Origin of the sequence: Verrucosispora sp. FIM060022, assembly GCF_003977705.1 — a bacterium.
GTDB lineage: Bacteria > Actinomycetota > Actinomycetes > Mycobacteriales > Micromonosporaceae > Micromonospora > Micromonospora gifhornensis.
This window is the reverse complement of record NZ_RQIV01000008.1, coordinates 130,786-148,853: the sequence shown is the minus strand read 5'-3', so window position 1 is coordinate 148,853 and position 18,068 is coordinate 130,786. Positions and strand designations below refer to the sequence as shown.

The 18,068-nt window shown below is 70.4% G+C and carries 14 protein-coding genes; 10 read left to right on the top strand and 4 right to left on the bottom strand.

Annotated features, from left to right (window positions below; all coding sequences use genetic code 11):
* Positions 1-73: 73 nt before the first annotated feature.
* Both dnaE and EG812_RS21230 read left to right on the top strand, forming a co-directional pair.
* Positions 74-3,607 (top strand): DNA polymerase III subunit alpha, encoded by a 3,534-nt coding sequence (gene dnaE / locus EG812_RS21235; RefSeq protein ID WP_126712558.1) that lies wholly within the window; start codon positions 74-76, stop codon positions 3,605-3,607.
* Positions 3,608-3,787: 180 nt separating this feature from the next.
* Positions 3,788-4,825: an aminotransferase class V-fold PLP-dependent enzyme gene (locus tag EG812_RS21230; protein WP_043720283.1), complete on the top strand. Its 1,038-nt coding sequence runs from the start codon at positions 3,788-3,790 to the stop codon at positions 4,823-4,825.
* A gap of 59 nt (positions 4,826-4,884) precedes the next feature.
* On the opposite strand, the gene EG812_RS21225 is transcribed toward EG812_RS21230, so the two are convergent.
* Both EG812_RS21225 and EG812_RS21220 read right to left on the bottom strand, forming a co-directional pair.
* Positions 4,885-5,748: an SPFH domain-containing protein gene (locus tag EG812_RS21225; RefSeq protein WP_013732713.1), complete on the bottom strand. Its 864-nt coding sequence runs from the start codon at positions 5,746-5,748 to the stop codon at positions 4,885-4,887.
* A 240-nt stretch (positions 5,749-5,988) separates the two neighbouring features.
* The gene (locus EG812_RS21220; protein ID WP_126712557.1) at positions 5,989-6,576 is read right to left on the bottom strand and encodes a hypothetical protein; all 588 of its coding nucleotides are present in this window, start codon (positions 6,574-6,576) and stop codon (positions 5,989-5,991) included.
* A 549-nt stretch (positions 6,577-7,125) separates the two neighbouring features.
* On the opposite strand from EG812_RS21220, the gene EG812_RS21215 reads away from it, so the two are divergent.
* The 3 genes from EG812_RS21215 to EG812_RS21205 all read left to right on the top strand — a co-directional run bounded on the left by EG812_RS21215 (position 7,126) and on the right by EG812_RS21205 (position 10,188).
* Positions 7,126-8,688 carry an MFS transporter gene (locus tag EG812_RS21215; protein ID WP_043720286.1) on the top strand — a complete coding sequence of 521 codons (1,563 nt, stop codon included), beginning with the start codon at positions 7,126-7,128 and terminating at the stop codon, positions 8,686-8,688.
* 19 nt (positions 8,689-8,707) lie between these two features.
* A complete protein-coding gene (locus EG812_RS21210; RefSeq protein ID WP_013732716.1) occupies positions 8,708-9,307 on the top strand; it encodes a TetR/AcrR family transcriptional regulator in 600 nt (199 codons plus the stop codon).
* A 167-nt stretch (positions 9,308-9,474) separates the two neighbouring features.
* Positions 9,475-10,188, top strand: a complete 714-nt coding sequence (locus EG812_RS21205; RefSeq protein ID WP_013732717.1) for a DedA family protein — start codon at positions 9,475-9,477, stop codon at positions 10,186-10,188.
* Between the two features lie 47 nt (positions 10,189-10,235).
* Here EG812_RS21205 and EG812_RS21200 read toward each other — a convergent pair whose 3' ends face one another.
* On the bottom strand, positions 10,236-12,155 hold the full coding sequence (locus EG812_RS21200; RefSeq protein ID WP_126712556.1) for a helix-turn-helix domain-containing protein: 1,920 nt from the start codon (positions 12,153-12,155) through the stop codon (positions 10,236-10,238).
* 14 nt (positions 12,156-12,169) lie between these two features.
* On the bottom strand, positions 12,170-12,952 hold the full coding sequence (locus EG812_RS21195; protein WP_126712555.1) for a 3-hydroxybutyrate dehydrogenase: 783 nt from the start codon (positions 12,950-12,952) through the stop codon (positions 12,170-12,172).
* Positions 12,953-13,166: 214 nt separating this feature from the next.
* Between EG812_RS21195 and ruvC the strand changes: the two genes are divergently transcribed.
* The 5 genes from ruvC (at position 13,167) to secD (ending at position 18,068) form a co-directional block, all read left to right on the top strand.
* Positions 13,167-13,694 carry a crossover junction endodeoxyribonuclease RuvC gene (ruvC, locus tag EG812_RS21190; RefSeq protein ID WP_013732720.1) on the top strand — a complete coding sequence of 176 codons (528 nt, stop codon included), beginning with the start codon at positions 13,167-13,169 and terminating at the stop codon, positions 13,692-13,694.
* A complete protein-coding gene (gene ruvA, locus EG812_RS21185) occupies positions 13,691-14,293 on the top strand; it encodes a Holliday junction branch migration protein RuvA (protein WP_013732721.1) in 603 nt (200 codons plus the stop codon). The genes ruvC and ruvA overlap by 4 nt, the downstream gene beginning before the upstream one ends.
* A gap of 55 nt (positions 14,294-14,348) precedes the next feature.
* Positions 14,349-15,419, top strand: coding sequence for a Holliday junction branch migration DNA helicase RuvB (ruvB, locus tag EG812_RS21180; RefSeq protein ID WP_199743919.1), 1,071 nt, complete (start codon positions 14,349-14,351; stop codon positions 15,417-15,419).
* Between the two features lie 136 nt (positions 15,420-15,555).
* Complete coding sequence (gene yajC / locus EG812_RS21175; RefSeq protein ID WP_043720297.1) at positions 15,556-15,894, top strand: preprotein translocase subunit YajC; 339 nt, start codon at positions 15,556-15,558, stop codon at positions 15,892-15,894.
* Between the two features lie 290 nt (positions 15,895-16,184).
* Complete coding sequence (gene secD, locus EG812_RS21170) at positions 16,185-18,068, top strand: protein translocase subunit SecD (protein WP_126712554.1); 1,884 nt, start codon at positions 16,185-16,187, stop codon at positions 18,066-18,068.

Here is an 18,068-nt window from a genome sequence, read left to right as displayed (position 1 = left end):
CGCTCGGAAGGCCCCTCGGTGGCGGGTTAGGGTAAGTCGACCCGACTTGATCAGCCGACCCGGGGGGCTTGGCATGGGCGATTCGTTCGCGCATCTGCACGTGCACACGGAGTACTCGATGCTCGACGGGGCGGCCCGGCTCAAGGACCTGTTCGCCGAGGTCAAGCGGCAGGGAATGCCGGCGGTCGCGATGACCGACCACGGCAACATGCACGGCGCGAACGACTTCTACAAGCAGGCCATGGCTGCCGGGGTGACGCCCGTGCTGGGCATCGAGGCGTACGTGGCGCCGGAGTCGCGGTTCCACAAGAAGCGGGTGCGGTGGGGTCGCCCGGAGCAGAAGAGCGACGACGTCTCCGGTAGCGGTGGTTACACCCACATGACCATCTGGGCGCGCAACCGGGTCGGCCTGCACAACCTGTTCAAGCTCACCAGCAAGGCGTACACCGAGGGCTACTTCGTGAAGTGGCCCCGGATGGACGCGGAACTGCTCGCCGAGCACGCCGACGGACTGATGGCCACCACCGGCTGCCCCTCCGGCGAGGTGCAGACCCGGTTGCGGCTCGGCCACGACGCGCAGGCCCTCGAAGCGGCGGCGAAGTACCAGGACATCTTCGGCAAGGAGAACTACTTCCTGGAGTTGATGGATCACGGCCTGGACATCGAGAAGCAGGTCCGGGACGGGCTGCTGGAGATCGGCCGCAAGCTGAACATCCCGCCGGTGGTCACCAACGACTCGCACTACACCCACGAGGCCCAGTCCGAGGCGCACGACGTGCTGCTCTGCGTGCAGACCGGCAGCAACGTCGCCGACCCGAACCGGTTCAAGTTCGGCGGCAGCGGCTACTACATCAAGTCGGCCGACGAGATGCGCGGCGTGGACAATTCCGACGTGTGGCTGGAGGGCTGCCGCAACACGCTGCTGGTGGCCGAGAAGGTCGACCCGACCGGGATGTTCGAGTTCCACAACCTGATGCCGCGTTTCCCGGTGCCCGAGGGGGAGACCGAGGAGTCCTGGTTCCGCAAGGAGACCTTCGCCGGGTTGGCCCGCCGCTTCCCGAACGGCATCCCCGAGGGGCATGTGGTGCAGGCCGAGTACGAACTCGGCGTCATCATCCAGATGGGTTTCCCGTCGTACTTCCTCGTGGTCGCCGACTTCATCCAGTGGGCCAAGAACCAGGGCATCGCCGTCGGTCCGGGCCGTGGCTCGGCGGCCGGTTCTCTTGTCGCGTACGCCCTGGGCATCACGGACCTGGACCCGATCCCGCACGGGCTGATCTTCGAGCGGTTCCTGAACCCCGAGCGCGTCTCCATGCCGGATGTCGACATCGACTTCGACGAGCGTCGGCGCGGTGAGGTGATCAAGTACGTCACCGACAAGTGGGGTGAGGACAAGGTCGCCCAGATCGCCACCTTCGGCACCATCAAGGCCAAGGCCGCGATCAAGGACTCGGCCCGGGTGCTCGGCTACCCGTACGCGGTCGGCGACCGGATCACCAAGGCCATGCCGCCGGCGGTGATGGGCAAGGACATTCCCCTCGAAGGCATCTTCGACCCGAAGCATCCGCGCTACGCCGAGGCCGGCGAGATCCGCGGCATGTACGAGTCGGAGGCCGACGTCAAGAAGGTCATCGACACCGCGCGGGGCATCGAGGGGCTGATCCGGCAGACCGGTGTGCACGCCGCCGGCGTCATCATGTCCGCCGAGCCGATCATCGATCACATCCCGCTGATGCGCCGGGACTCCGACGGGGTGATCATCACCCAGTTCGACTACCCGACCTGCGAGTCGCTCGGGCTGTTGAAGATGGACTTCCTCGGCCTGCGCAACCTGACCATCATCGACGACGCGGTGAAGAACATCCAGCTCAACCACGGCAAGGAGCTGGACCTGCTGGGTCTGCCGCTGGACGACAAGGGCGCGTACGAACTGCTGGCCCGAGGCGACACCCTTGGCGTGTTCCAGCTCGACGGCGGGCCGATGCGGTCGCTGCTGCGGATGATGAAGCCGGACAACTTCGAGGACATCTCCGCCGTCCTCGCGCTGTACCGGCCCGGCCCGATGGGCGTGGACTCGCACACCAACTACGCGCTGCGCAAGAACGGCCTCCAGGAGATCACCCCGATCCACCCGGAGCTGGAGGAGCCGCTCAAGGAGATCCTCGCCCCCACCTACGGCCTGATCGTCTACCAGGAGCAGGTGCAGCGCGCCGCGCAGATCCTCGCCGGCTACACCCTGGGTCAGGCGGACCTGCTGCGCCGGGCGATGGGCAAGAAGAAGAAGGAGATCCTGGACAAGGAGTTCATCCCGTTCCGGGACGGCTGCCGCGAACGCGGCTACTCCGACGACGCCATTCAGAAGGTCTGGGACGTGCTGGTCCCGTTCGCCGGGTACGCCTTCAACAAGGCGCACTCCGCCGCGTACGGACTGGTGTCGTACTGGACGGCGTACCTGAAGGCGCACTACCCGGCCGAGTACATGGCGGCGCTGCTCACCTCCGTCGGCGACGACAAGGACAAGATGGCGCTCTACCTGTCGGAGTGCCGCCGGATGGGCATCCAGGTGCTGCCGCCGGACGTGAACACCTCGGCCGGTCCGTTCACCCCGGTCGGCAAGGAGATCCGCTTCGGCCTCGGCGCGATCCGCAACGTCGGCGCGAACGTGGTCACCTCGATCATGCGCTGCCGGCAGGAGAAGGGCGAGTACGCCGACTTCTACGACTTCCTGTCCAAGGTGGACGCGGTGGTCTGCAACAAGAAGACCATCGAATCGCTGATCAAGGCCGGCGCGTTCGACTCGATGGGGCACTCCCGCAAGGGCCTGCTCACCGTGCACGCCGACGCCATCGACGCGTACGCCGACGTCAAGCGCAAGGAGGCCGTCGGCCAGTACGACCTGTTCGGGGCGGGCTTCGGCGAAGCCGAGGTCGCCACCAACACCACTGTCATGCCGACGATCGGCGACGGGGAGTGGGACAAGCGCGACAAGCTGGCCTTCGAGCGCGAGATGCTCGGCCTGTACGTCTCCGACCACCCGCTGTTCGGCCTGGAGCACATCCTCGGCGCGTCCGCTGACTGCACCATCTCCGCCCTGTCCGAGGAGGGCACCGTGCCCGACGGTGCGGTGGTCACCCTCGCCGGGATCCTCTCCGGCGTGCAGCGGCGGGTCACCAAGCAGGGCCGGGCGTGGGCCTCGGCCACTCTGGAGGACCTCGCCGGCGGGGTGGAGACGCTGTTCTTCCCGAACACCTACGAGGTGATCGGCCAGTACATCGCCGAGGACGCGATCGTGGTGGTCAAAGGCCGGGTGGACCGGCGCGACGACATTCCCCGCATCATGGCGATGGACATGTCCCTGCCCGACGTCTCCACCAGCACGACCAACAAGGCGGTCACCCTGACCATCCCGGTGACCCGGTGCACTCCGCCGCTGGTGGAGCGGCTCAAGGAGACGCTGGTGCTGCATCCGGGCGACGCCGAGGTGCACGTCAAGCTGCTCAACGGCAGCCGCACCACCCTGCTGCGGCTCGGCCCGGTCCGGGTGGCGGCGACCACCGCCCTGATGGCCGACCTCAAGAGCGTCCTAGGCCCAGCCAACGTCAGCTGACCCGCCCGGCGGTTGCGCGCCACTCAGTGGCTGAGCGCCGTTTCGGCGCTGTGGGGTTGACCGGCCGTTCGGGGCCCCGCCACAACGCCGAAACGGCGTCGATCTTCGCCGGGGTCGAGAGCCAGGGGGTGCGGATTGGCGCTGCTCACCGGCCGGGACCGGCGACTAGCGTCGGTTGGCGTGGAGCTTGAGCAGGCACAGAAGCTGTGGCAACCGCATCCCGGGTGGCTGAACACCGCCAGCTACGGTCTACCGCCCGACCCGGCCTGGGACGCGTTGCAGGAGGCGCTCGCCGGGTGGCGGGCAGGTACCGCCTCCTGGGAGAGTTGGAGCACGGCGACCGACCGGTCGCGGGCGGCCTTCGCCCAGCTCACCGGGGTGCCGGTGGCCGACGTCGCGGTCGGCGTCAACGTCTCGCAGCTGCTGGCACCGATCGCGGCCGCCCTGCCCGCCGGCGCCCGGGTGGTCGTACCCGAGGTGGAGTTCACCTCCAACCTCTTCCCCTGGCTGGTGCAGCGGGAACGCGGTGTCGAGGTACGCACGGTGCCCCTCGCCGACCTGGCCACCTCGATCGACGCCGGCACCGACCTGGTGGCGTTCAGCCTGGTGCAGTCCGCCAACGGCGCGGTGGCCGCGTACGACGAGATCGTCGCGGCGGCCCGGGCGCACGGCGCGCTGGTCGTGGTCGACGCCACCCAGGCCTGCGGTTGGCTGCCGTTCGACGCGGCCCGCGCCGACGCGGTGGTGGTCGGCGGCTACAAGTGGCTGATGGGCCCGCGCGGCACCGCGTTCGCCTACCTCGCGCCGCAGCTACGGGAGCGGCTGCGTCCGGACGCCGCCGGTTGGTACGCCGGCCAGGACCCGCACGGCTCCTACTACGGTCCACCGCTGCGGCTGGCCGACGACGCCCGCCGGTTCGACATCTCACCGGCCTGGTTCAGTTGGGTCGGCGCGGCCCCGACGCTGGAGTTGCTGCTGGAGATCGGGGTGTCGGCGGTGCACGCGCACGACGTAGCGTTGGCCAACCGGTTCCTCACCGGGCTGGGGCAGCCGCCGGGCGACAGCGCGATCGTCACCGTCCAGGTGGCCGGCGCGCAGGAGAAGCTCGAACGGGCCGGTGTCCGCGCAGCGGTCCGCGCCGGCAACGTCCGCGCCTCCTTCCACCTGTACTCGACCCAGGACGACGTCGACCTTGCCCTGGACGCATTGACCAGCTGATCACACGCCCTCGCCGGACTGCCCAGACAACTCATCACCGTCCGGCGAGGGGTGTCAGCTCACTTCGCGGTGCCGGTGACGATGCCCGGGTTGATGCACAGGCCCGGCGAGCTGCCGTTCTTCTCGGCGATCTCCAGGCAGCGGGTCACCTTGTCGACCTTGGCGTTGGTCTCGGTGATCTCCTTCTGGATCTCGGCGTTGCGGCGGTCCTGTTCGAGGTTGCGGGTCTGGGCCAGCTTGTCCTGGAAGGCCTTGATGTTGCCCTCGGTCTTCTCGTCGTGATTGACCCGGGTGATGGTCACCGACAGGATGTCGACGTCGCTGCCCAGCCGGCCCTCGGCGCTGGACTTGATGCTCTCGGCGAACGGCTTGAGGTCGACGTTCAGGTTGCCGGTCTTCGCGTCGATGCGCTCCAGCGGGTTGTAGGAGGCGAAGGCGTCGTTGACCGCGCTGTCGAGCTGCACACCGACCCGCTGACCGCGGAAGCTGTCGAAGTCGCCCTTGTAGTCCATGAACTGCTGCGGGGCGTTCTCCGGCTGGACCTGCCACTCGATCAGCACCTCGACGCAGGCGTCGGCGAGGGTGCCGGTACGCACCCGTACGCAGGCATCGTTGCCGATGTGGTCGTACTTCTGCCGGCCGGCGTCCCATTCGCCGACCCGCTGCCACGGCGCGACCCACTTCAGGCCGGAGCCGGTGACCTCACCGGTCGGCTTGCCGAAGCTGGTGACGATCCCGACCGAGCGGATCGGTACCGAGTGGGCGCTCGACGCGACGGTGAGCAGGAGCGTCGCGACCAGTGCGGAGACCGCCGTCAGGGCGCCGACCTGTCGTACGTTCCGGTGTCCGCCGAGCAGTGCGACGGCGACGGCGACGGCCGCGATGACCGCGCCGACGATCGCAAGGATGAAGCCGATGGGCATGGGTTACGTACCTTCCGGAGCGACCTGCTGAGTGGATCATCAACCTATCGGCCCTGCGCAAGCCCCCTTCGGAACCCCCCGCCTGCACGCCGCCGCCCGCTCGTGTCGCAGACGCCCGTCGGGCGGAGGGCAGTCGGGCGGAGGGCGGTCGTGCGGACGGTGAAGACGCCGATGGCCGGCACCCGGGTGCGGGTGCCGGCCATCGGCGTCTTGTTCCCCCTGTGGTGGAAGGTCTTGGGGTCAGCTGTTCCAGTGTTCGGTGACGAGGTCGGCGGCCTGTTGTTCCCACTGGGCGTAGTGGAAGGGGTAGGCGGAGACCTGGACGGTCTGGGCGGCTTCGGTCAGGGGCATGTTCTGCCAGCCGTCGACCTGCTGGAGGCCCTTGAGGAAGGCGGTGGTGGAGTATTCGGGGTCGGTGATCTGTTCGACGGTGCCCCAGCCGCTGGACGGGCGCTGCTGGAACAGGCCTTGGGAGTCGTGGTCGTTGCGGTCGCCGAGGTGGCCGAGGTTTTCCAGCTTCGACTCCTGCAGGGCGGTGGCGATGGAGACGACGGCGGCGCGTTCGTCCATGCCGGTCTTCTTGGTGGCGGCGATGATGGCCTTGGTGTTGGCGATCTGTTCGTCGTTGAGGTCGATGTGGGACTGGTTGCCCTGGACGCCGTGGGGGATGAGCGTGGTGGTGTCGGGCTTGGTGGCCTGCGCGACGGTGGCGGTGCTGGTGTTCGTGGTGGTGTCGGTGGTGGTGTGGTTGAGCGGGCCGGCGGCGAGACCACCGGCGACGGTGAGACCGGCGATGGCGAGGACGCTCTTACGCAGCATGGTGTTCATGATCAAAGCTCCATTCGGGGGTGATGTCCGCGCGGGGGAGGGGCGCGGGGAGGTGTGCGCCGGCAAGGGCGCGGAGGACCAGGGGGCGCGGCGCGAAGAGTCCAGAAGCGCAGGTACGGCGTGCTGCGATGCGCTGGGGGAAGCGTCGCTGACGCGTACGGTGCACGCCCGTCGTGGTGCCGGGTCCAGGTGTAACGACCGGGAGGGCCGGCCCATTCCCTGGGCGGTCGGTCGGGGCCGTGGGGGAGGATCGCGCTGGTCACCGTGGGTGCTCGGGTGTGACTGGCGCCTACCTGGCCCCTACTTCGTCAGCCATGGGTTACAACGCCACCCACCCGCCGGGGATTCCGTCCACGGCCCGGTGAGCGCCAACCATTTCCGGACAATGGCCCCAAGTTGGCATCTGGTGACCTGGCGGGTGGGGGCTGTCGGGGTGCTGGTGTGACGGCGGTCACATTAAATACGAAACGGTTCCGTATCGATACTGTCGGGCCTACGCTCAGATGCGATTACGGACGCGACCGTATCGAAAAGCGGGGGGTGCGGGGAATGCCGCCGAATGCGAACACTGGACATCCGAGGAGGTGGGCGATCCTCGGGGTGCTGGTGATCAGCCTGCTCGTGGTCGTCCTGGACAACACCATCCTCAACGTCGCGCTGCGCAGGCTCGCCGATCCGGTACACGGACTCGGAGCCAGCCACGGCGAGCTCGAATGGTTCATCAACTCCTACACCCTGGTCTTCGCCGGGCTGCTGTTCACCTTCGGCGTGCTCGGCGACCGGGCCGGTCGCCGTCGCATGATGCTCATCGGCCTGGTGCTGTTCGGCCTGGCGTCGCTGCTGTCCGCGTACGCGCAGAACCCCGCACAGCTGATCGCCGCCCGCGCGCTGATGGGGGCCGGCGGTGCGGCCATCATGCCGGCCACCCTGTCGATCATCTCCAACGTCTTCGATCCGCGGGAACGGGGACGGGCCATCGGGATATGGGCCGGCGCGGTCGGGTTGGCGATGGCGATCGGCCCGATCCTCGGCGGCCTGCTGCTGGAGCACTTCTGGTGGGGTTCGGTCTTCCTGATCAACGTGCCGGTCGTCGCGCTCGGCGTCGTCCTGGTGGCGCTGCTGGTGCCGGAGTCACGGGACCCGAACCCGGGGCGCATCGACGTGCTCGGTGTCGCGCTGTCGGTGGTCGGCCTGGTCACGTTGACGTACGGCATCATCGACGGCGGCGAGCACGGCTTCGGTCGGCCGCTGGTCTGGGCCGCCATCGTCGGCGGGCTGGCGGTGCTGGCCTGGTTCATCGCCCACGAGCGGCGCAGCAGCCATCCCTCACTGGACGTACGGCTGTTCCGGGAACCGCGCTTCGCCGTTCCGGTGGCGCTGATCGGGCTGGTCTTCTTCGCCGCCATGGGCGTGATGTTCTTCAGCTCGTTCTACCTGCAACTGGTACGCGGCTACAGCCCGTTGCAGACCGGCCTGATCTTCCTGCCGTTCGCGGTCGCCCAACTCTTCTTCGCCCCGCGCAGCGCCGCCATGGTGCGCCGGTACGGCCCCCGGGCGGTCGCGGTGGTGGGGCTGGTGCTGTCCGCCGTGGCGCTTGGCGCGTTCGCCCTCATCGACGCGGTCACGCCCATCTGGGTGGTGCTCGTGTTCTTCTTCATCCAGGGCGCCGGGATGGCCAACATCATGCCGCCGGCCACCGAGTCGATCATGTCGGCGTTGCCGAGGGAGAAGGCGGGTGTCGGCTCCGCGGTCAGCAACACCATCCGCCAGGTGGCCGCCGCGCTGGGCGTGGCGGTGCTCGGCTCGGTGCTCGCGGCGGGCTACCGCAACGGCATCGACCCGGCCCTGACCGAGCTGCCACCGCAGGCACGGGAGGCGGCCGGCGAGTCGATCTCCGGGGCGTACGCCGCCGCTGGTCAGCTCGGGCCGACGGCGCCGCAGCTGATCACGGCGGCCAACGACGCCTTCATCTCGGCGATGCACTGGTCGGCGGCGCTTGCCGCACTGGTCACCGCCGCCGGCATCCTGGTGGCGCTGCGCTGGATGCCCACCCGGTCCGGCACCGGCGCGCCGGCAGCGGTCGGTGAACCCGAGTTGGCCGGCACCGCATAGCGTCGGGAACAATGCGGGCATGACGAGCACGGCAGACGCTCCGCGGCCGCCCGGCCGGCCGCGGAGCGTCCGCGCAGACGAAGCGATCATCGAGGCCACGCTGGACCTCCTCGCCGAGGGCAGCACGATCGAGGCGATCTCGGTCGAGGCGATCGCCGCGCGGGCCGGGGTCGGCAAGGCCACCATCTACCGTCGCTGGGCGGGCAAGGACGCGCTGCTGCACGACGCGCTGCGCACCCTCAAGGGCGAGCCGCCGCAGCCGTCCGGCCGGTCCGTCCGGGAGGATCTCATCGCCCTGGTCGGCGCGGTCGGGCAGAACATCGACCCGCGCGCGGCGAAGATCATGCCCTGTCTGGTGCCCAACGTGAAACGCAATGCCGAGCACTACGCGCTGTACCAGAGCATCGTGGAGCCCCGCCGCGCGGTGATGCGCGAGGTGCTACGGCGCGGCATCCGCGACGGCGAACTCCGCCCCGACATCGACGTCGAGGTCACCCTGGCCCTGATCACCGGCCCGCTGCTCATCCAACGGATGCTGAACTGGAACCCTGACCTCGACGAGACGACGCTGCCCGCGCGGGTCGTCGACCAGGTGCTGGCGGGCATCCAGGCCCGCTGAGGCAGGGCCGCGCACCGCCGGGGCTCCGGCCGGCGGACGGCCACGGCGACCCGGTGCGCAACGGCGACATCGGCGTGTATCGGTGTCGGGTCCCCGGCGGACCGGGAGCGGCCTAGACTACGGGCGTCCCGCAGTCGTCGGGATCGTTCCCGTCATCGGAGGTCTTTGTGCCCTCGCCCGTCACCGACCTGGCCCTCGGGCCGGACTGGCTCGAACCGGAGTGGCTGATCTCGACCTTCGGGCTGATCGGCATCCTGGTGATCGTCTTCGCCGAGTCCGGGCTGCTGATCGGCTTCTTCCTGCCGGGTGACTCGCTGTTGTTCACCACCGGGCTGCTGGTCGCCGACGGGCAGTACCTCAAATATCCGCTGTGGCTGGTGTGTCTGCTCATCACCGTCGCCGCGATCGCCGGTGACCAGGTCGGCTACCTGTTCGGTCGCAAGGTCGGCCCGGCGCTGTTCCGGCGGCCCAACTCACGCCTGTTCAAGCAGGAGAACCTGCTCAAGGCGCATGACTTCTTCGAGAAGTACGGCGCGCGCTCCATCGTGCTGGCCCGGTTCGTGCCGATCGTGCGGACGTTCACCCCGATCGTGGCCGGCGTGAGCCGGATGAACTACCGCACCTTCGTCATCTACAACGTCGTCGGCGGCATCCTCTGGGGCACCGGCGTGACCGTGCTGGGCTACTTCCTCGGGCAGATCCCGTTCGTCAAGGCGAACATCGAGTTCATCCTGATCGGCATCGTGGGGATCTCGGTCCTGCCGATCGCGGTGGAGTTGCTGCGGGCCTGGTTGGCCGCCCGGCGCGGAACCACCCCGCAGGAGCAGGCCGCCGCCGAGGAGGCGATTCGGGAGACCCGGCAGCACTACGGCAAGCACTGAGCCGCGCGCGGTCGTCGCGGGCCGGCAGCCAGCAATGAGCAGCCGGCTCAACCACCGGGGGTACGCAGCCGGTGCAGTCGCAGCGCGAGCTGCACCTGAAGCGCCTGCTCCGGTTTCTGCCAGTCCGCGCCGAGCAGTTGCCCGACCCGCTCCAGCCGCTGGGTCACCGTGTTGACGTGCACGTGCAGCAGTTCGGCGGCCCGGGCCAGGCTGCCGCCGACCCCGAAGTAGGCCTCCAGCGTCCGCACCAGGGCGGTGCCCCGACGGGCGTCGTAGTCCACGACCGGGCCGATGGTGGTGGCGAGGAACTGACGCACGTCGGCGTCACCGTCGCCGGAGACCGTGCCCAGCAGCAGCCCGACGAAGCCCAGTTCGGCGGTGCTCGCACCCTGCCCTGCCCGGCCCAACGCGCCCAACGCGGCCAGGCAGCGGTCGGCCTCCCGGAAGGCGACGGCCAGCGACGTCGGCCCGGCGACCGGGCCGCTCGCTCCGGCGGTCACCGGCCGGCCGGTGATCCGGGACAGGTCCCGCGACACGGCCCGGGCGCTGCCACCGGCATCCTGCCCGGGCAGCATCAGCACCACCCGCCCGTCGCGTGCCGCGGCCAGCCCACCCCGGGTCGAGGCGTACGTGGTGGCCCAGGAGAGCACCCGCTGGCGGGCCGAGCCGGTGGCCGCGATCGCGTCGTCGTCGACCGCCACCAGCACGTGCGGGGCGTCCAGGTCCACCCCGAGGCGGCGGGCGCGGCTGCGCAGCGCCTCGGTGTCGCGCAACGGCCGGGCGATCAGGTCGTCGAGCAGCTCACCCCGGACCCGGCCCTCGGCCTCGGCCACGGTGCGCCGGAACAGCAGCAGCAACGCGGTGACCAGCGCTGCGCGTTCCAGGATCCGCTGGTCGGCGTCGGCCAGTTCGCCCTCGGGGTGCAACACCAGCGCACCCAGGTTCTCCGCGCCGGCCACCACGGCGGCATACCACACCTCACCCCGGCGTACGCTGCGTCCCTCGGTCCGGGACGCGGCCACCGCCTCCACGAGGTCGGCGCGGTCCGGCTCGTCGAGCGCACCGACCCGGGCCAGCAGCCGGCCCTCGGCGTCCAACGCCAGCAGCGTGCCGCCCAGCACCTCGGTGACCGCCGCGGCCACGTCCTCCACCCCGCCACCGCGCAGCACCAGCGCGGTCATCCGGTCGTGGGCCGCCGCGGCACGCTCGACGGAGCTGCTGTGCGCCCGGATGGTGGTGTTGGCCGACGACAGTTCCGCCAACGCCGCCCGGGTCTCGGCCAGCAGCCGCGCGGTGTCGATCGCCACCGCGGCATGCGCGGCCAGCGAGAGCAGCAACGCCACCTCCTCGCGGACGAACGGCCGGGCCGAACGGTTCGCCGCGTAGAGCACGCCGATGCTGGTGGAGCCGAGCCGCAGCGGCACGCCGAGGATCGCCACCAGCCCTTCCTCGCCCACCCCGGCGTCGATCTCCCGGGTGTGGTGGAAGCGTTCGTCCTGCGGGTAGTTCGCGGTCACGTACGGGGCGCCCGACTGGGCCACCAGCCCGCCGAGGCCGGCGCCCATCGGCAGCCGCAGCTGCTGGAAGCGGGCCGACACCGAGCCGTCGGTGACCCGCATGTAGGTGTCGCCGCGTTCGGCGTCGTTGAGGGTCATGTAGGCGACGTCCGCGCCGAGCAGGTGCCGGGCCCGGTGCACGATCGCCCGCAGCACGTCGTCCAGGTCACGCAGCCCGGCCAGGTCGCTGACCGTGTCGTACAGGCTCAGCAGTTCGCTCTCCCGGCGGCGGCGGCGCTCCAGCAGCGCGCGGACCCGCAGCGCCACCGTCTTGGCCTGCTCCAGCTCGGCGATCTGGTCGGCGGGCAGCCCGGCCGAGCGGGCGGCGACCAGCGGACCCTCGAACTCGACCGCAGCGGCTTCCCGGGCGAGCAGTTCCAGGAACTCCAGCGGCGACGACATGACCGACATTGTGCGGGGAGACACTAGTTCGCCGTCCAGCCCCCGTCGAGCGCGATCGACGCGCCGGTGAGGAACGCCGCCGGCGGTGAGCAGAGGTAGGCCAGCAGTTCCGCCACCTCGTCCGGCTCGATCAGGCGCTTGATCGCGGCCCGGGCCAGCATGATCTTCTCGATCACCTCGGTCTCCGGGATGCCGTGGGTGGCGGCCTGGTCGGCGATCTGGTCCTCCACCAGGGCGGTGCGCACGTACGCGGGGTTGATGCAGTTGGCGGTGACGCCGTGCGCCGCGCCCTCCAGCGCCACCACCTTGGACAGCCCTTCCAGGGCGTGTTTCGCCGCGACGTACGCCGCCTTGTAGGGCGAGGCGCGCAGCCCGTGCACCGAGGAGATGTTGACGATCCGGCCCCAGCCCTGCGCGTACATGTGCGGCAGCGCCCGCCGGATCAGCAGGAACGGCGCCTCGACCATCACCCGCTGCAGGTACTCGAAGCGTTCGACCGGGAAGTCCTGGATCGGAGCGACGTGCTGCAGACCGGCGTTGTTGACCACGATGTCGACCTCGGCGTCGAGCCGGTCCACCGCGGCGGCGTCCGCCAGATCCACCCCCACGGCCCGGCCACCGGCCTCCGCCGCCACCTGCTCGGCCGCCTCGGCGTTGCGGTCGACCACCAGCACCTGGGCGCCGGCCACGGCCAGCCGTAGGGCGCAGGCCCGGCCGATGCCGCTGCCGCCGCCGGTCACCACTGCGGTGCGGCCGGTGAGGTCGACGTTCACGACGTGGGGGCGCGCCACGGGTTCTGCCGTCATGGCGCATGAAACTACGAGCTGGGTGGCCGGGCGCACATGGCGTACGCGCACATACTCCTACGGTGGCAGGTGGCCTCCGGCTACATTCCGTCGCCGTTGACGTCACCGGCGTGGCGGCGGTGCCGTCGCGCGGGCGTGTCCCCGGGCGCGGCCCCGCAGGAGCATCGGTAGGGTGTCGAACACACGTACTGCTCGACGGCTGGGAGGGGGAGGCGTGCGGGTGCTCGGCGTCGACCCGGGGCTCACCCGGTGCGGGGTGGGTGTGGTCGAGGGAGTGCCGGGTCGCCCCTGCACGCTCGTCGCCTACTACGTGATCTACACCGACCCGGCCGATGAGCTGCCGACCCGCCTGCTGCACCTGGACCGGTCGTTGACCGACCTGGTCGCCGAGCACCGGCCGGACAGTGTCGCCGTGGAACGGGTGTTCAGCCAGCACAACGTCCGGACGGTGATGGGCACCGCCCAGGCCAGCGGGATCGCCGTGCTCGCCGGGGCGCGGGCCGGGCTGCCGGTGCAGACGTACACCCCGAGCGAGGTGAAGGCGGCGGTGACCGGCTCCGGTCAGGCGGACAAGGCGCAGATGACCGCGATGGTGACCCGGCTGCTGCGGCTGTCCGAGCCACCCCGGCCGGCCGATGCCGCGGACGCCCTGGCGCTGGCCATCTGCCACGTGTGGCGCGGTGGCACCCGGTCCAAGCTGGCCGCCGCCGCGGACCGGGCGAGACGAGGAGGAGCGAGATGATCGCCAGTGTGCGTGGCGTGGTGACCGCCACCGGCCCGGACCATGCGGTCATCGAGGTCGGCGGCGTCGGCCTGGCCGTGCAGTGTGCCCCCGGCACCATCGCCGACCTGCGGGTCGGCCAGCCTGCCCGGCTGGCCACCAGCCTGGTCGTCCGGGAGGATTCGCTGACCCTCTACGGCTTCGCCGACGACGACGCGAAGGCGCTGTTCGAGCTGCTGCAGACCGCGAGCGGGGTTGGCCCTCGCCTGGCCCAGGCGGTGCTGGCCGTGCACACCCCCGACGCGGTACGCAAAGCCATCGCCAACGCCGACACCGCCGCGCTGACCCGGGTTCCCGGCATCGGGAAGAAGGGCGCCGAACGGCTGGTGCTGGAGTTGCGTGACCGCATCGGCCCGGTCCCGGTCGGCGCCGACGGCGCGGCCGGGGTCACCGGGGGCGCCTGGCCGGAGCAGGTCCGCCAGGCGTTGATCGGGCTCGGCTGGACGGCGAGCCAGGCCGACCAGGCGGTCGCCGCGGTCGCGGAGACGGTCGACGGGGCCGCCCCGCCGGTGCCGGTGCTGCTCAAGCAGGCCATCCGGCTGCTGGGCCGGACCCGATGAGCGCGCGGAGTGAGGCGGGTCTGCCAGCCCTGCGGTCGCCGATGAGGATGATCCCGTGACCGGCCCCGACAGCGGCCTGGTCTCGGCGTACGTCAACGATGCGGAGCGCGACGCCGAGGTCAGCGTCCGGCCCAAGCGCCTCGACGAGTTCATCGCCCAGCATCGGGTCCGTGACCAGCTCGACCTGCTGTTGCAGGGCGCGATGCGGCGCGGCTCGCCACCGGATCACATCCTGCTCTCGGGGCCGCCCGGCCTCGGCAAGACCACCCTGGCCAACATCGTCGCCGCGGAGCTGGGCGCGGGCATCCGGGTGACCAGCGGGCCGGCGATCGAGCGCTCCGGTGACCTGGCCGCGATCCTGACCAGCCTCGCCGAGGGCGACGTGCTGTTCATCGACGAGATCCACCGCATCGCCAAGCCGGCCGAGGAGCTTCTCTACAGCGCGATGGAGGACTTCCGGGTCGACGTGGTGGTCGGCAAGGGTCCCGGGGCCACCGCCATCCCGCTGGATGTCGAGCCGTTCACCCTGGTCGGCGCGACCACCCGGTCCGGCCTGCTGACCGGCCCCATGCGTGACCGGTTCGGCTTCGTCGCGCACCTGGACTTCTACGCCCCGGCCGACCTGGAGACGCTGCTGCACCGCTCGGCCCGCATCCTCGGCGTGCCGATCACCGACGACGGCGCGGCCGAGATCGCCGGCCGGTCCCGGGGCACCCCCCGGATCGCCAACCGGCTGCTGCGCCGGGTGCGTGACTACGCCGAGGTACGCGCCGACGGTGTGGTCACCCTTGACACCGCCCGTTCCGCATTGACGGTCTACGATGTGGATGCGCTCGGTCTGGACCGGCTGGACCGGGCGGTGCTCACTGCGTTGGTCGACTCGTTCCGGGGCGGTCCGGTCGGCCTGTCCACCCTCGCGGTGGCGGTGGGGGAGCAGCCGGACACGGTCGAGGAGGTGTGCGAGCCGTTCCTGGTACGGGCCGGGCTGCTGGCCCGTACGCCGCGGGGCCGGGTGGCCACGGAGGCTGCTTGGCGACACCTGGGCCGTACTCCGCCAAATGGTACATTTGCTGCTGAAGTTCCCCTGGCACCCGATCTGTTTTCCGTGGACACGGGGGAGGCGTGATCTGTTCGTGATCTGCGGCGCGTTCGGCGTTCCCAGATACAGCGACTAGACTCGCCGCGGTCTGTACAGGATGTGAAAATCCGCCTCCGCTCCGGTGCCATGTGCCGGCTCGGGGCCAATGGGAAGGTCGACAACCGTGTTTTACGCAGCAGAAGGCAGCGGAGCGGGTAGCTTCACGCCGATCCTCATGATCGCGCTGCTCTTCGGCGTCATGTACTTCATGATGATCCGCCCGCAGCAGAAGCGCCGCCGCGAGGCGGAGGCGATGCAGTCCGGCCTCTCCATCGGCGACGAGGTGGTGACCATCGGCGGGTTGTACGGCACGGTCTCCGGAGTCGAGGACGACAGCGTCCTGCTCGAGGTCGCCCCCGGAGTGCAGACCCGTTACGCCCGACCGGCGATCGCCCGCGTGGTGACCAAGGCGGAGCGTCCCACGGAGCCGGTGGCCGAGGAAACCGACGCCGTCAAGGAGTGAGCACCGCACCCGCCCTGGCCTGCCGGTACGCCGGTGCGCCGGGGTGGGGAACAGCCCGCACGCGTCCCCGTCGGGCACCCACCGCCGGATGCGGTGTGACAACTGAATAGCAGGCCGACGCCGGGCGTCGGCGCGCCGGCTCGGTCCGGTCCACGCGCCCCCCGCGTCGACCATCAGAGGCGGCGGCGTCAGCCCCGGGCGCCGTCGGAAGGCAGATCGTCGGCCGGGCAGACCGGCCGACCCGCCGTCGCGCCTGCGGCGGCGCGACCGCACAGGGAGACAGGACAGCCGTGGCACCACCTCAGGGACAGATGCGCCCGGGACGGCAATTGGCCGTACTGGGCGGCATCCTTGTCGTCCTCTATCTTTTGGTGTTCTTCGCGGGCGGTGCCAGCGGAGGCTGGAAGGACCGGCTCGAACCGCGCCTCGGTCTTGACCTTGTCGGTGGCACCCGGCTCACGCTGGAGGCGACGAACACCCTCGACGGCCGGGCACCGACGGCGGACAACCTCGAGCAGGCCCGCCAGATCATCGAGAGCCGGGTCAACGCGTACGGCGTTGCCGAGGCCGAGGTGGTCACCGAGGGCGACCGCAACATCGTCGTCTCCCTGCCCGGCGAGAACCGGGACCTGACCGAGATCGGTAGCGCCGCCGAGCTGCGCTTCCGCAAGGTCCTGAAGATCGTCGACGGCAGCGGTGCGATCCCCTCGCCGGCCCCCAGCCCGAGCGGCACCGCCGACCCGGCCGCCACCCCGAGCCCGACCGGCAGCGCCACCCCCACCCCGAACGCCGAGGCCACGGCATCGCCGTCCGGCGGTCAGGGCGGTGGAGCCCCGTCGGAGAGCCCGAGCGCGACCCCGTCGCCGAGCGCCAGCGCGTCGCCGGGCGCCAGCGAGGAGCCGGTGCCGCAGAGCCTCGAAGATCAGCGCAAGGCCGTCGAGGCGAAGGTCGGCGCGGAGGCCTGGGCCGCCGCGAGCGGCCTCCAGGCACCGGCCGACTTCAGCGCCGACCCGACGCTTGCCGAAAAGCTCAAGCCGTTCGCCGAGCTGACCGGCCGCGAGGTCGCGGTGCTGCCGACCCAGATGCAGTTCAACGTGCCGACCATCGGCTGCCTCCAGCTCGACGACCGGCCGCCGGCGTCCATCTCCGCCGCGGACCAGCAGGTCGTCGCCTGTGAGGGCGGTTACGCCAAGAACCTGCTGGACCAGGCGAAGGTGCTCGGCACCGACGTCGACTCCGCCGCCGCGGTGCGGGACCAGACCAGCCAGTGGGTGGTCAGCCTGGACTTCACCCGCAACGGTCAGGAGAAGTGGACCGCGCTGACCCGCGAGGCCTTCAACAACGAGGGTCAGGCGTGTGACGCCTCCGCGCTCGGTGACGAGGGCCGCTGCCGCGTCGCCGTGGTGCTGGACAACCAGATCATCTCGTCGCCGCAGATCCAGGGCGTGCTCACCGGCAACTCGCAGATCACCGGTAACTTCAGCAACGCCGAGGCCAGCGAGCTGGCCGGCTACCTGAACTACGGTGCCCTGCCGGTCACCTTCGAGGCGCAGGAGCAGCAGAACGTCACCGCCACCCTGGGCGCCAGCTACCTGCGGGCCGGTCTGCTCGCCGCCGGCATCGGCATGCTGCTGGTCATCATCTACTCGTTCTTCTACTACCGGCTGCTCGGCACGGTGATCTTCGCGAGCCTGGTGCTGTCGGCGTTGCTGCTCTTCGGCGCGCTGGTGGTGCTCGGCCGGCAGATCGGCTTCACCCTCACCCTCGCCGGCATCTCCGGCATCATCGTCTCGCTAGGTGTGGCGGCGGACTCCTTCGTCATCTACTTCGAGCGATTGAAGGACGAGATCCGCGAGGGCCGCAGCCCGCGTAGCGCGGTCTCCCGTGCCTGGGTCCGCGCCCGCCGTACGATCATCTCGGCGAACGCCATCACGATCATGTCGGCGGTGGTCCTCTACATCGTCTCGGTCGGAACGGTCAAGGGATTCGCCTTCGCCCTCGGTCTGGCCACCGTGCTGGACCTGGTCGTGGTCTTCCTCTTCCGGCACCCGATGATGACGATGCTCGCCCGGAGCCAAGCGTTCCTGTCCCCGCGGGTCAGTGGTCTCGGCCGGGTGCTACCGGCCAAGTCGGAGCAGGCCCAGCCCCGCAACCCGCGTGTCAAGGAGGCCTGA